This is a genomic window from Dielma fastidiosa (assembly GCF_000313565.1).
Taxonomy (GTDB): Bacteria; Bacillota_I; Bacilli_A; order Erysipelotrichales; family Erysipelotrichaceae; genus Dielma; species Dielma fastidiosa.
Genome location: NZ_HE578926.1, coordinates 96,248 through 110,192, shown reverse-complemented (window position 1 = coordinate 110,192; position 13,945 = coordinate 96,248). Strand labels below are relative to the sequence as shown.

General features: G+C 40.2%; 13 protein-coding genes. All 13 read left to right on the top strand.

The window, feature by feature from the left end; genetic code table 11:
• Positions 1–210 precede the first annotated feature (210 nt).
• The 13 genes from DAHG_RS08440 to DAHG_RS08380 all read left to right on the top strand — a co-directional run bounded on the left by DAHG_RS08440 (position 211) and on the right by DAHG_RS08380 (position 13,881).
• A complete protein-coding gene (locus DAHG_RS08440; RefSeq protein ID WP_022937906.1) occupies positions 211–1,998 on the top strand; it encodes an FAD-dependent oxidoreductase in 1,788 nt (595 codons plus the stop codon).
• Between the two features lie 111 nt (positions 1,999–2,109).
• Complete coding sequence (locus DAHG_RS08435) at positions 2,110–2,691, top strand: TetR/AcrR family transcriptional regulator (RefSeq protein ID WP_022937905.1); 582 nt, start codon at positions 2,110–2,112, stop codon at positions 2,689–2,691.
• 51 nt (positions 2,692–2,742) lie between these two features.
• Positions 2,743–4,143: a 23S rRNA (uracil(1939)-C(5))-methyltransferase RlmD gene (gene rlmD, locus DAHG_RS19145; protein ID WP_022937904.1), complete on the top strand. Its 1,401-nt coding sequence runs from the start codon at positions 2,743–2,745 to the stop codon at positions 4,141–4,143.
• 27 nt (positions 4,144–4,170) lie between these two features.
• Positions 4,171–5,181, top strand: coding sequence for a PDDEXK nuclease domain-containing protein (locus DAHG_RS08425; RefSeq protein WP_022937903.1), 1,011 nt, complete (start codon positions 4,171–4,173; stop codon positions 5,179–5,181).
• Between the two features lie 260 nt (positions 5,182–5,441).
• Positions 5,442–5,693, top strand: a complete 252-nt coding sequence (locus tag DAHG_RS08420) for a hypothetical protein (protein WP_022937902.1) — start codon at positions 5,442–5,444, stop codon at positions 5,691–5,693.
• Positions 5,686–5,997: a RhuM family protein gene (gene rhuM, locus DAHG_RS22000; RefSeq protein ID WP_022937901.1), complete on the top strand. Its 312-nt coding sequence runs from the start codon at positions 5,686–5,688 to the stop codon at positions 5,995–5,997. The genes DAHG_RS08420 and rhuM (DAHG_RS22000) overlap by 8 nt, the downstream gene beginning before the upstream one ends.
• A 28-nt stretch (positions 5,998–6,025) precedes the next feature.
• Positions 6,026–6,229 (top strand): RhuM family protein, encoded by a 204-nt coding sequence (gene rhuM / locus DAHG_RS21995; protein WP_443985186.1) that lies wholly within the window; start codon positions 6,026–6,028, stop codon positions 6,227–6,229.
• 30 nt (positions 6,230–6,259) lie between these two features.
• On the top strand, positions 6,260–6,478 hold the full coding sequence (locus DAHG_RS08405) for a hypothetical protein (RefSeq protein WP_022937899.1): 219 nt from the start codon (positions 6,260–6,262) through the stop codon (positions 6,476–6,478).
• Positions 6,479–6,884: 406 nt separating this feature from the next.
• Positions 6,885–7,994, top strand: coding sequence for an ADP-ribosylglycohydrolase family protein (locus DAHG_RS08400; protein WP_022937898.1), 1,110 nt, complete (start codon positions 6,885–6,887; stop codon positions 7,992–7,994).
• A 174-nt stretch (positions 7,995–8,168) separates the two neighbouring features.
• A complete protein-coding gene (locus DAHG_RS08395) occupies positions 8,169–9,773 on the top strand; it encodes a sulfatase family protein (protein ID WP_022937897.1) in 1,605 nt (534 codons plus the stop codon).
• A 195-nt stretch (positions 9,774–9,968) separates the two neighbouring features.
• Positions 9,969–11,144 (top strand): iron-containing alcohol dehydrogenase, encoded by a 1,176-nt coding sequence (locus DAHG_RS08390; RefSeq protein WP_022937896.1) that lies wholly within the window; start codon positions 9,969–9,971, stop codon positions 11,142–11,144.
• Positions 11,145–11,162: 18 nt separating this feature from the next.
• Entirely contained in the window at positions 11,163–11,684 is a 522-nt protein-coding gene (locus DAHG_RS08385; protein ID WP_022937895.1) for a YjbQ family protein, read from the top strand.
• A 304-nt stretch (positions 11,685–11,988) separates the two neighbouring features.
• Entirely contained in the window at positions 11,989–13,881 is a 1,893-nt protein-coding gene (locus DAHG_RS08380) for a BglG family transcription antiterminator (RefSeq protein ID WP_022937894.1), read from the top strand.
• Positions 13,882–13,945 lie beyond the last annotated feature (64 nt).

Below are 13,945 nucleotides of genomic sequence, written 5' to 3'. Positions count from 1 at the left end.
GTATTATGCATTTCTCTTTTTCTTTGTAAGTGGAGCTGAGTTTTTGATAGATCTATGATGACATTACATGTAAGGGATAATAAATCCACAAGTGATTATTGATGCTTGTAAGCTAAACAATTCACAAAACTGTCTTGACATTGAAGCAACTTCAGGTATACTAATAGTAGACCGTTCGTCTAGTGAAATACAAACGGGATAGGAGGAACTATGAAAAAGGCTAAATTATTGAGTTTATGCTTAGCTGGAGCAATGTTGTTCTCCGGTTGTGCGCCTAAGAGCGATGCACCTGTCGATGACAAAACAGGGATGACAGCTGGAACATATGAAGCAACAGCAAAAGGGTTTGGCGGTGATTTAAAGATCTCGGTGACTGTGGATGCTGATAAGATCACGGCTATTGATGTATTAGAGAATTCAGAAACTGAAGCGATCGGCGGTGCGGCGCTGCCAACTTTGGTACAGGAAGTGCTGGATAGTCAAAGTATTGCGATTGATACGGTTAGCGGTGCTACAGTAACAAGCAATGGCTTTATTGAAGCATTAAAGGATGCGCTGACTCAGGCTGGTGCTGATCTGGATAAGATGAGCCAGGCTGTAACTGGCAATACTGAGAAGGAAACAGTTGAATTAACAACGGATATCTTGGTAATTGGTGCTGGTGGTGCTGGTTTGACAGCTTCATTATCTGCCCTTCAGGAAGGCAATAAAGTTGTATTATTAGAAAAGATGTCTTTTGCCGGCGGTGCGTCATCAATGGCTGGTGCTGGAACGACGGCGACAGGCAGTAAGTGGCAGATTGAATCAGGTTATGAAGACAGTCCTGAAATGCTTAAGGCGGATATGCTGGCTAATGGACATAATTATAATGATGAAGCTACCTTGGATATTTTCGTAAATACAGTAGGTGCTGCTTTTGACTGGTTGGTTGATCCGGAAGGCGCTAATGTTGAATACGATAATTCTGAACCGGGACGTACTTACTCAGGTGTTGGACGCGGTGCTGGTGTTGTTAAGACATTGCTTCAGCGTGTAGAGGATGCCGGCGGTGATGTTTATTTGAATACTGCAGGTACTGAATTGATTATTGAAAATGGCAAGGTTGTGGGTGCTAAAGCTGAAAGCAAGGATAAGATTTATACAATTAATGCGAAGGCTGTTATTTTAGCGACTGGCGGCTTTGGTGCTAATGACGAGTTAGTTCCGGCTGAATATCAGGAATTTGTTTATGCCGGTGCAGCTGGTGCGACAGGTGATGCAATTGAAATGACTAAAGCTGTTGATGCTGATTTGATCAATATGGAATTTGTGAATGTACAGCCTAACAGTATTGTAATGCCTAGCGGATTAGGTCAATACTGCAATCCAGGTGTCGGCGGTGCTTATGCGACAAGTGGTGCATTCTTAGTAAATGAAAACGGTGTTCGTTTTGCGAATGAACAAGGTAAGGCTTATGATCTGATTCAGGCTATGAAACAGAATAAGACTAATTATTTAATTCTTGATCAGGCTTCTTTTGATGCCTTCAATAAGGGAATGATCGGCAGTGCAATTTATACTGAAGAGAATGTTAAGGAATGGCTTGAAAATAATGGTTCATCAAATCCAGTGATGGTTAAGGGTGAAACGCTTGAAGATCTTGCGAAGACATTGAATCTGCCTGAAGGTTCATTAACTGCTGCGGCAGAGAAGTATAATGCTGATGTGGCTGCAGGTACTGATGAATTCGGCAGAAAGCTAACGGTTGAAATCAGCAATGATGGTCCTTATTATGCAGTGCAGATGTGGCTGCGTTATTATGCAACATTAGGCGGCTTGCATATTAATGATCAGATGCAGGTTCTGAATACGAAGCAGGAGGCTGTTGATGGATTGTTTGCTGCCGGTGAGGTTGTCGGCGGTCTTGAAGGCGATATCTATTATGGCGGTTCATTGTTCGGTTGGGCTATGACTAGCGGTAGAAATGCTGGTGTGTCTGCTTCCTCAATGATTAAATAATGCTTGTGAATGTAAAAAAGCAGAAGAAATAAGCGAAAATTTTATAAATAAGGGGTTGATATTAGAAGTCAGCCCCTTTATTATATATTTAATTGTAAGGGTGGTGGCAGTATGAATCACAGTGCGGAAAAGCGGGAGATGATACTTGAAAAGGCGTCTACATTATTCTCGCAGAAGGGTTATTTTGGTGTTGGTATCAATGAGATCGTAAGTGCATGTGATATTCCAAAAGGATCTTTTTATCATTATTTTCCTGGCGGTAAGAATCAGCTGGCGGTGGCTGTTGTTCATGACGCTTATGATAAGATGGAGATGGGGATTCGCAAGAATATATTTTCAGTCTCTGATAATGCGGTGGAGGTTTTTTGCTGGATGGCGGAATGTCTTGCCAGAGATATTGAAAATGGCAGGGAAGGTCTGAAGTCGCTGATTATCACGTTTATGGGGATTGAGGCTACTTATATCAGTGAGGAGCTGGATGAGGCTTCAAAGGAAGTGTATCGAAAGTGGGAGGTTTTGTATCGTGAGAAATTGATGGCGTGCGGTTATGATGAGATGCATGCGGATCAGTATTCGAAGATGCTGCTGACGCTGATTCATGGGAATCTGATTTCCTGCTGGATCAGTAAGGATTCTACGAATTTGAGGAATATTAAAAATCTGCTGCCGAACTTGCTGCCTGATGAAAATTAGGCGGCTTTTTTATGTTATAATGGTGATAATTAATGATGAGAGTGAGTGTTGATGATGAAGAAAAATGATCGTGTTACAGGGACGTGCCTGAATTATACTTTTGAAGGTCTGGGAGTTGTGAAGGTGGATGGTTTTCCGCTTTTTGTGAAGGATATGCTAGTTGGGGAATGCGGTGAGATTGTGGTTACGCAGGTGAGGAAGAATTTTGGCTACGGCAGGCTGATGAAGCTGATTAGTGCGAGTCCTGAGCGGGCAGAACCGCCTTGTAAGATTTTTAAGCAGTGCGGCGGTTGTCAGCTGCAGCATTTTTCGTTGGCGGAGCTGCAGCGATTTAAGACGCAGCGGGTGAAGGATGCGCTTGAGCGGATCGGTGGTTTGGATTGTCATGTCGAGGATGCGCTGATGATGGAGGATGGCTGGTATTACCGCAACAAGGGGCAGGTGCCGGTTGGTGTGGATAAGGCTGGGAAGACGGTGTGTGGGTTTTATCGGATCAACAGCAATGATATTATCGATATGGATGTGTGTTTGATTCAGCATGAGCTGATTAATAAGACGGTGCAGTGCATGAAGCGGCTGATTGGGGAGTTTGGCAACGCGGAGGTGTTTCGGCATTTATTGGTGAAGGTGGGGTTCAGTACCCGTGAGATAATGGTGGTTTTTATTGTTAGGGAGAAAAGGGTTGCTGAGCTGAAAAAGATGGCAAGCATGCTGGTGGCTGAGGTACCAGAGGTTAAGAGTGTCATTTTGAATTTGAATCAGCGTGCGGATAATGTGATTTTGGGGGATGAGGAGGAGCTGCTTTATGGGCGGCCGACGATTGTAGATGAGTTGGATGGGCTGTGTTTTGAGATTTCATCAAAGTCGTTTTATCAGGTGAATCCGGTGCAGACGGTGAAGCTGTATAATCAGGCAGTGGCGTTTGCGGAGTTATCGAAGGATGATCGTGTGGTTGATTTGTATTGCGGAATTGGGACGATTACGCAGTTTATGGCAAGGCAGGCAGCGCATGTGCAGGGGGTTGAGGTTGTGGCTGCGGCGATCGAGGATGCGAAACGGAATGCGGCGCGGAATGGGATTGTGAATGTAGATTTTGTGTGCGCGGATGCTGGGGAGTATGCGGCGCGGATTGCGGATAGCGGGGAAAGGGTGGATGTGGTTTGTGTGGATCCGCCGCGTAAGGGCTGTGATGAGCGGACGCTGGAGGCGATGCTGACGATGGCGCCGAGGCGGATTGTGTATGTGTCGTGTGATCCGTCGACGCTGGCGAGGGATTTGAAGTATTTGGGGGAGCGAGGATATGGGGTGGAACGGGTGCAGCCGGTGGATATGTTTCCGTGGACGTATCATGTGGAGACGGTTGTGTTACTTTCCAAACTTATTACAAAAAAACATGTCAACATAGAGTTACATGCGGATGAATTAGATTTGACTTCTTCTAAGAGTAAATAAATTTAATTGTTCGAGAGGAGGGATTTAATGAAAGATATAGTATCGCATGGAGAACAGTTTCAAAAAATCATTACTATTATTGAATCAGCTAAAGATAGAGCGTATCGTAAAGTGAATGAAGAACTGATCTTGATGTATCGTGATATAGGTGAATACATTAGCAGAGAATCAAAAAATGCGGAATATGGAGATGCTTTTGTAGAGAGGCTTGCTAATTTCTTTTCTGAAAATTATCCTGAATTAAAAGGATTTAATCGTCGTGGATTATATAGAATGAAGCAATTTTATGAAATGTACAAAGATGAAGAAAAAGTGTCACCACTGGTGACACAATTGAGCTGGACGAATCATTTGAAGATTATGTCTGCGTGCAAAACAATGGAAGAACGTATTTTTTACATGAATATGTGTGTGAAAGAGCGACTTTCAAAAAGAGAATTAGAAAGACAAATAGATAGCAGTTATTTTGAACGATATATGTTATCACAAAAAACACTAACACCTGCTATTGCAGAATCAAAGAGAGCAACTGGAAATGTTTTTCTTGATAATTATGTGCTTGACTTTCTTGATGTGCCGGAAACTGTTTCTGAACGTGATTTGCAGAAATCTATTATACGGAATTTAAAAGATTTTATTCTTGAAATCGGCAAGGATTTTACCTTTATTGGAGAAGAATATCGTGTTCAAGTTGGTAAGCATGATTATTACATTGATCTTTTATTTTATCATAGAGGACTTTCTTGCCTGGTAGCTTTTGAATTAAAAATTGGAGAGTTCAAGCCGGAATATGTAGGTAAAATAAATCTATATCTTGAAGCTTTAGATCGTGAAGTGAAAAAGGAAAATGAAAATCCAAGTGTAGGTGTTATTCTTTGTGCAAGTAAAGATGATGAGGTTGTAGAATTTGCACTTAGTCGTAGTTTGTCTCCAACGATGGTTTCAGAATATAATTTGAAATTAATAGATAAGAGCCTACTACAGAGAAAACTAAAGGAATATATCGAACTAGCCGAAGCTGACTTGGAGGAGAATTAAAACAATAATGGAAACACCAAATGGTGAAAAAAATGAAAAAATAAAGAGTGTATTGAGGTGCTTTGAGGAGATATAAGTATGTTAGATGAAAAAAATATGAGTATGTGTTGCCAACTGAAAATAATGAACCAATTGTACATCAGGGTAAATGGCATTCTATGGTTATAATAGGGGCTAATGGTTCTGGAAAAAGTTAATTAGGTGCGTGAATAGAGAAACAAACCCCCAATAATACGTATAGAATAAGTGCTCAAAGAGCTTTGACATTTGGAAATTATATTCAGCAAAAAAGTTATGAGCAAGCTACAAATTTACTTATTTACGGAAGAGAAACTCCAACAAATGGACATGATGATAGATGGCAATGGGACGGAGAAAAATATAATTATACATCATCGTTACTTAATGATTATGAAAACGTGCTTTCTGCTATGGTTGCATCGCAAACAAATCAGCAAGAAGAGTTTGTAACAGAATGTAAAGAAAGAGAAGCACAAGGGGGAAATGCATAATTTAGTTCCTGAATTGGTGTTAGATAAATTGCAACGTATTTGGAAGTCTATATTTCCTCATAGAGATATAGTAATTGCAGATGGAAAAAGTTATGGCTGCTACAGAAAAAGAAGGAGAATAAATGCTGTTTCCGGCGAAACTGCTGCGGAGGTGATTTACCATCGTGCGGATGCCGAAAAAGACTTCATGGGATTGATGTCATTTTCGGGAGAACAGCCGACGCTGCGAGAAGCGAAAATCGCAAAGAATTATTTGGACGAAAAAGAATTGCAGGCAATGGGTCAGTTAGTATCTGGTTATTGATTTTGCGCAGAGATAAGCAGAACGTGAAGTGCCTATGACAATGGAGGATTGGGTAAAACATTTGGATGGGATTTTGACTTCAACGGGTGAAAATCTTCTCATTGGAAATGGAGCAGTTAGTCATTTGCAGGCGGTGGAAAAAGCTCAGATGGAATATAAGAAATATAAAGCCAAAACACTTAGCCGTGTGGAAAAGGATTATTTGAAAAGCATTAAAATGCTGGAGCAATAAGAAAAAAAGCATCGATTGGAGGACATTATTATGTTTGTTGAAAAATGGGAAAAGGAAAATAGAAATTTCAGAAAACAGGATGTTAGAGAAACAAGCTATTCTGTAACTGAAATTTATGGAGAAAAACTATTTCAAATCCAGACGTATAGTTCTGAAGGTAGTACAGCAGGAGCAAAACAAACAATTCAGTTTGATAAGAAACGTGCATCTGAATTGATTGATATTTTGAGAACGGAGTTCAATTTATAAGTAGAGACGCTAAAAGTCAAAGTCGTGACGGTTGCGAAAAAAGCCCTATTCCTCTAACGTATATAATCTAGGGAGGAATGTGCTATTGGAACTGTTTCTACAAATGCAAAATCGACATGATATGTTTCCGAGAACAGGCAGCGACTATCAAGTTGGCCTGACATCATAATCGAGGTGTCGAGCCATGTGGAGACCGTTGTACTTTTAAGAAGAGAAAAATGAATGGTTATGCCTGCATATAATTATGCTCATTATGAAATAAAATCATTGAAAACAAATTAATTACAGTGATTGATAATTGCTGAAAATTACAGATAATGCAAATTAAACATTTCTGAGTTAAAGAGAATAGAATTAGATTTACAATTAGATATAGAAGACGTTAAGCTAAAAGGAGGGTGTTGTAATGAAGGACATTGACAAATATCGAGGTTGCTTAATTGGCGGTGCTGCTGGTGATGCATTAGGCTATCCCGTGGAGTTTATGAAAGACTCTGCTATCTTTTCAAAATACGGGAATAATGGCATTACTGAATATTCGCTTGAGAATGGTGTTGCTGAAATTTCTGATGATACCCAGATGACCTTATTTACCGCTACAGGTCTTTTATATGGTCATACAAGAGGAATGACTCGAGGCATAATGGGGAGTTATCCTAACTATGTATTTGAAAGCTATAAAGATTGGTATAGAACCCAAATTGAGCGTTATCCTTTGCCAAAGGAACAACACACTTCTTGGTTAGTAGATATTCCTGAATTATTTGTATGCAGAGATCCTGGCTATACATGTATTTCTACAATTTCAAATGGCATAAACGGGACAATAAATAGACCGCTCAATAAAAGCAAAGGTTGTGGTGGTGTGATGCGGGTCGCTCCTGTTGGTCTATATTTTAGTGAAAAATGGAGTAGCGAAAAGGTTGATATGATTGGAGCTGAAGTTGCAGCTTTAACACATGGACATCCGCTGGGCTACATTCCTGCAGCAGGATTGGTTCACATTATTAATCTTGTTGCTCATAATGATGATATATCACTTATAGATGCGGTTAAAGATATGAAAAGAGCTATTGCTCAACTATTTTCTGATAAAATGTTTTTACAAGATTTCCTTGATTTAGTGGATAAAGCAATCGAATTATCTCAAAAAAGTGATATTAATGACTTGGATGCCATCAAGCAAATAGGTGAAGGTTGGGTGGCTGAGGAAACTTTAGCGATTGCTATTTATTGTTCATTAAAATATAGTGATGACTTTGATAAAGCACTTATTGCCTCTGTGAATCATAGCGGTGATAGTGATTCAACCGGAGCAGTCACTGGAAACATATTAGGAGCCTATTTAGGGCTAAAAGCCATTCCACAGAAATATTTAGACAATCTTGAATTAAAAGATATTATCATTGAGCTGGCAAATGATTTGTATAATGATTGTAAAATTTCAGAATTCTCGCATTATCATGATGAAATTTGGGAACAAAAATATATCTACAGCCAATATCCTTCAAAATAGGACAAAATATAATTAGTAATTGGTAAATAATACTTGTGAGGTAAACTCTAAATAAAACTTATCTTTATTAATTAATTAATTGATAATAAATAATATGCAAATTTAAATTTTTCAGTCCCTTTCCCACACGCCTCCAATATGCTATGATGTACTCATATCAGGAGGCTTTTTTTCATGAACAAACCAAACATCTTATTTATCACAACCGACCAGCAGCGCTACGACACCATCCACGCTCACGGTTATGAATTTATGCATACGCCAAACCTCGACCGCCTGGCACACGAAGGCTGCAGCTACACGCACGCCTTTTCACCCAACCCCGTCTGCATCCCGGCTCGTCACAACATCCTCTGCGGCCTGCCATGCAAAGAACATACCTTTGACGACAACTATTTCGATGACTCCCATCAAATCCCTTATGACCTGCCTACCTTCGCGCAGATTTTAAGCGACGCCGGCTATGACACCATCGCTGTCGGTAAAATGCACTTTCAGCCTTATCGCCGACACAATGGCTTCCACCGCCTGCTTTTAATGGATGAAATACCAAGATTCAGAGAAGATGATGAATACGCACTCTATCTAAAAGAAAAATATCCGCACCTGCAAAGCCTGCACGGTGTCCGTCACGCGCTGTACATGCAGCCTCAGCAATCCTTAGTCAAAGAAGAAGACCACGGCTCAAGCTGGGTAGCCAAAGAAACCATCAACTACCTCAAAAACAAGAGCAAGGATAAACCCTTCATGCTATGGGCTGGCTTCATAGCGCCACACCCGCCGTTTGACGTACCGGCATCTTATGCTGAAATGTACAAAGGCAAAGCAATCCCTAAGCCTTCCATCACCAAAACCACACTTTCAACACTTGCAGAAGAAAACAAAAATATCGCCGATTATCCTAACATGGAAACGCTCATGCGTGCAAGGGAGCTGTACTATGCTTCCATCAGTTTTGTTGATAAAAACATTGGCCTGATTCTCGACCAGCTGGAAGCCATGGGTGAACTTGACAATACATTGATCCTCTTCACCAGCGATCATGGCGAAATGCTGGGCGATCTGGGTACATATCAAAAATTCCTGCCTTATGACCCTTCCTGCCGCGTACCAATGATCCTTCGCTATCCAGGAAAAGTTAAACCCAACACCTTCTGCGATGACTTTGTAGATCTCAACGACATCCTGCCAACCTTCCTTGATGCCGCCAACGTCCCTTATCCATCAAATAAAGAACTGCCGGGTGCCTCATTGCTAAAAAACGAGAAAGACCGCAGCATGCAATACGTTGAACATCAGCATGGAGCCCGCCGCTGGGTTAGCCTGCGCAGAGGCAGCTTCAAATACAATTACTACTATGGCGGCCCGCGTGAGGAATTATTCGACTTACAAAATGACCCTCAGGAAACAGAGAACCTATTGGAAACAAAGCCTGAGGCATATAATGCCAAACGTCTTGAACTGCGGCGTGACTTGATTGCCCATGAGAAAAAATGGGGACTTGAAGGCTGCATCGTCAATGATGATTTTGTATCTTATCCAGACTTCACACTGAACTTCTATCGTGAATGCAATCCGCCTTTCTTTCCATCCCATCTGGCTCATGAAGAAGAATGCCAACAGCTATGGCCCTTGGAAAAAGAATTGCTGGCAGCAATCAAGGACGAACCGGTTGTAGATCTAAACAAGCTTGATCTGGACTACTTTGCCACGCGCCATGTTTTAAATAAAGAAGAATTGCTGAAACATGCCGATGACAACCAGCCTGCCAAAAAATAAATATCTATTAACACAAAATCTTTAGAGCAATCTGAAGATTTTTTATTTTTCAGCGTTTTCATGCCTTCCATTTATCAACAGGTATAGATTAGTTGCATGACCTTGTGCAATTATTAACTTTTTTTATCCTCCAATTTCCATGATAATGAAATTAAGAAAAAGGTTGATACACCATCAACATTAAGGAGGGATCACATGTTTAAGCAATTTGTCTATGATATTGGTACGAAAGTCTATTTCGGCCCTATTGATAAGTCCTCGCTGGGACAGGAAATCACACGCTATGGTCATAAACTCTTCTTCATTTATCAAGGCGACTTTATCAAACAGCTGGGCATCTATGACTTAGTCATCAGTGCAGGTAAAGAATACGGCTTTGAAATTGTTGAATTCACCAAGATTCAGCCTAACCCGCGTCATAGCGATGTCCAGGAAGGCATCGACCTTTGCCGCCAAGAACAATGTGATGTAATTCTCGTTGCCGGCGGCGGTTCCGCCATTGACAGTGCCAAGGCAATCGCTTCAGGTGTGCTGATTGACGCCCCTATCTGGGATGTCGTATTAGGTAAATATCCAGTGGAAAACAGTCTGCCGTTACTCACAATTTCCACGGTATCTGCCACAGGCTCTGAAATGAACTTCGGCGCTATCATCTCCAATCTTGAAACTAAAGATAAACTGGGCCTGCGCAAACCCAGCCAACGGCCTAAGGCTACCTTTTTGAATCCAGAATATACTTATTCCGTTCCGCAATTTCAAACCGCCTGCGGCTCCGCTGACATTCTCTGTCATACACTTGAAACTTACTTTTCCAGTGATAACTGCATGTTCATGCTTGACACCTTTATGGAAGGCTTAGTCCGTACCGTGATTCAATATGCGCCAATAGCCTATACGCAGCCTGATAATTATGAAGCAAGAGCCAATCTGATGTGGGCCGCGCCATGGGCAATCAACGATTTTTTACGCTATGACAAAGAAAATAACTGGACGATGCACCCCATTGAACATGAAATTTCAGCCTACTATGACATCACGCATGGTTTAGGACTCGCGATTATTATGCCGCGTTATCTTCGTCACATCATTGATGAAAAAAGCTTAAAACGCTTTAGAAATCTCGGCATCAATGCCTTCGGCTTAAGCTGCGAAAATGACGATATCACCTTGGCAGAGAAAACCATTGAAGCAATTGAAGCCTTCTGTTATGAACAGCTGCATCTTGAATCACATTTATCGTCTTTAGGCATCGACAACCGATACTTTGATGAAATGGCCGCCAAGCTTGCCTCAGATCACGGTTATTTCACGAGTGGCTATCGCAAATTATCTAAACAAGACATTGTTCAAATACTCAACGAATGTCTATAAATCAAAAGGAGGGATACTATGAATGAATTTCACATCTATCATAAACAGCTGACTTTTGAAACCCAGGGGAATAAGGCCACCTATTTTGAAATACGTCAAGACTGCCGCAACTTTGTCAATGAAACGGGAATCCAAAATGGCATCCTTGTCGTACAGTCACCGCATACCACTTGCGCCGTCTTCTTCGAAGAAATGGTCCATGACTTTGATGCACTCGGTGATGAATATCTGCAGGCTGACTTAAATAAAGGTCTCAATAAACTGTTTCCCAAACAGCTTGCTTACGATGACGATTATAAATATCCAGGCCCGCTCCATCGTCAATTCTCCAAAGACAATGGCGGCGCTATGGCCACACGTCCGGCCAGCCTATTAAATGGCGATGCCCACTGCAAAGCTACATTATTAGGTTCAGATAAAACCTTCATTATCAAAAATGGTGAAATCCTGACCGGCACCTATGGCTATATCTACTTTGTTGACTATGACGGCAACCGCTCCCGCAAAAGAAACTGCCATCTTTGCGCCATGGGTATCTAAAAAGCATCATACAAAAACAATTTGGAGAACAGAATATGATTCAGTAAGAATATCGTTGTCTTGCCCAGCCAGTCAAGGAATTATAACTTTTAAAACAGTATATTCAGAATTCAGTCAACGCACAATATTTATGTCATCTTTTTAAAATAAGCAGCCGCTTAACCAATCTTATGTGAAAGGCTCAGCCGCTCATCAAAGGGGAAGTAATTTCATAATTAGGATCAACGATATGCTGAACCAACTTAAAACCCTATTTAATGCTTATTATAAGTTAGATTGTCACCGTGTGATTGGAGGAACCATTATGTCTGTTTTCACATCAAGAGAAAAAAAGTTAATCAAATATCTGTCGCAAAGGGATGCTTGGGTTTCATCCAATGAAATTGTATCCTTTTTCGGCATATCATTAAGAACACTGCGCAGCGATGTCAAAAACATCAATACATCAGGCAGCTATATACTTTCGTCGAATCAAGGGTATCGAATTATTAAAAAGACGAAAGAAATTGAAGAACTGCTTCAGGATAAAGATCAGCCCGAAACATCTGATGAAAATAATCGTGAATTAATCATCTTAAAGGAATTATTAATCAGTAAACAGCCTCTCGATTATTTCGATTTAGCCAATTCCTTATTTATCAGTGAACAGACACTGCTGACATCAATCACCGCATTAAAGAAAATCATTGCACCCTATGAAGTTACTATTATCCGCCGTAAGACAACACTTGCGCTGAAAGGGACGGAGAAAAACATCCGCCGGCTGTTCTGTGACATGGTTTATAAAGAGGCTGAAAACAGCATTTTAAATACCGCCATTCTCAATGCTTTCTTTGTGGATATTGATGTCTTTGAAATAAAAAATACCATTTTTAAAATCATCAGTGAACAGCAGTTTGAAATCAATGACTTTGCCTTAAACAACATCGTCCTGCATGTATGCATCATCATTGACCGTAATAAGTATGAGCTTCAGCCAGAACTTTTTGAAATGAAACCAGCGCTGCTTGACGCTGACTCGCCTTCTCAATGTGCTGCTCAAATCTTAGCGCGGATAACGGATAAATATGATTTTAAGGCAAGCAGAAATGATTTTGACAGTATCTATGCGCTTCTGCTGATAAGTATGAAAAAAATAGGTGTAAAGGAAAACTATGCGCGGCTGAATGAATTTGTGGAACCATCTATTATCCGCTTTGTTAAGAAATTAATCGTGGAAATTTACAATGAATACTATATCAACCTGGACAATGATGAATTCATTTCCAATTTCGCATTACATTTAAATAACATCATTAATCGTAAAATGTCATTGCGCAATCCATTATTGACCAGCATTAAAGATTCTTATCCGACAATCTATGAAATATCGGTATTTATAGCCAAGCAAATTCAGGATCAATATGCCGGTATCGATATGAATGATCATCAGATTTCCTATATTGCCCTGCATGTCGGCGCTCAAATTGAAAAGCAGACACTGACAAAAATCAAGACGGTAGTCATTAATCCGGAATATCTGAAATTAAATGCCTTGATTTACTCGAAATTGGAAACAAATTTTCTGAATGATCTAAGTATTACAATGGTTTCTGATGAAAGTGAACTGGCTAAAATCGGCAGTAAAAACATTGATTTAATTTTAACTACAATGCCGCTGAAAGGCTATTACACTTGTGAGATTGTTGATGTCACCGTCTTTATTTCACAGAAAGATATCGAAACTATTTTTGCGGCTATCAGTGATATTAAGAAGAAACGCATGATGGAGAATGATTCACTGCTGCAATATTTTGATGGTACTTTCTGTTACTTTGAACATGCAAAGAATTATGAAGAAGTAATAAAGCAGCTATGTGCAACACATAAAGAGCTGGATGATGATTTTTTGAAGCGCGTCATGATCAGAGAGGAAATATCACCCTCAGAATATATGAACATCGCGGTGCTGCATCCCATTCAGTGTGATGAAAAGAGTACGTTCATAACGGTTGGCATATTTAAAAAACCTTTCCGCTGGCGGAAGAATGATATTAATATCATTTTCCTGCTTTCAGTATCACAGAAGGATAAGAATAATTTTTTAAAGATTTTAAAACAATTAATTGAGATGTTTTCATCATCAAGATGGATGGCGCATCACAGCTATATCAACACATATGATAAATTTGTTCGATTTATTAAAGAGCATAAGTAATAAATACAGCCGTGTATATGATTACACTTAATAAGCTGAAAGGAAGGCTTATAATCGTTGAAAG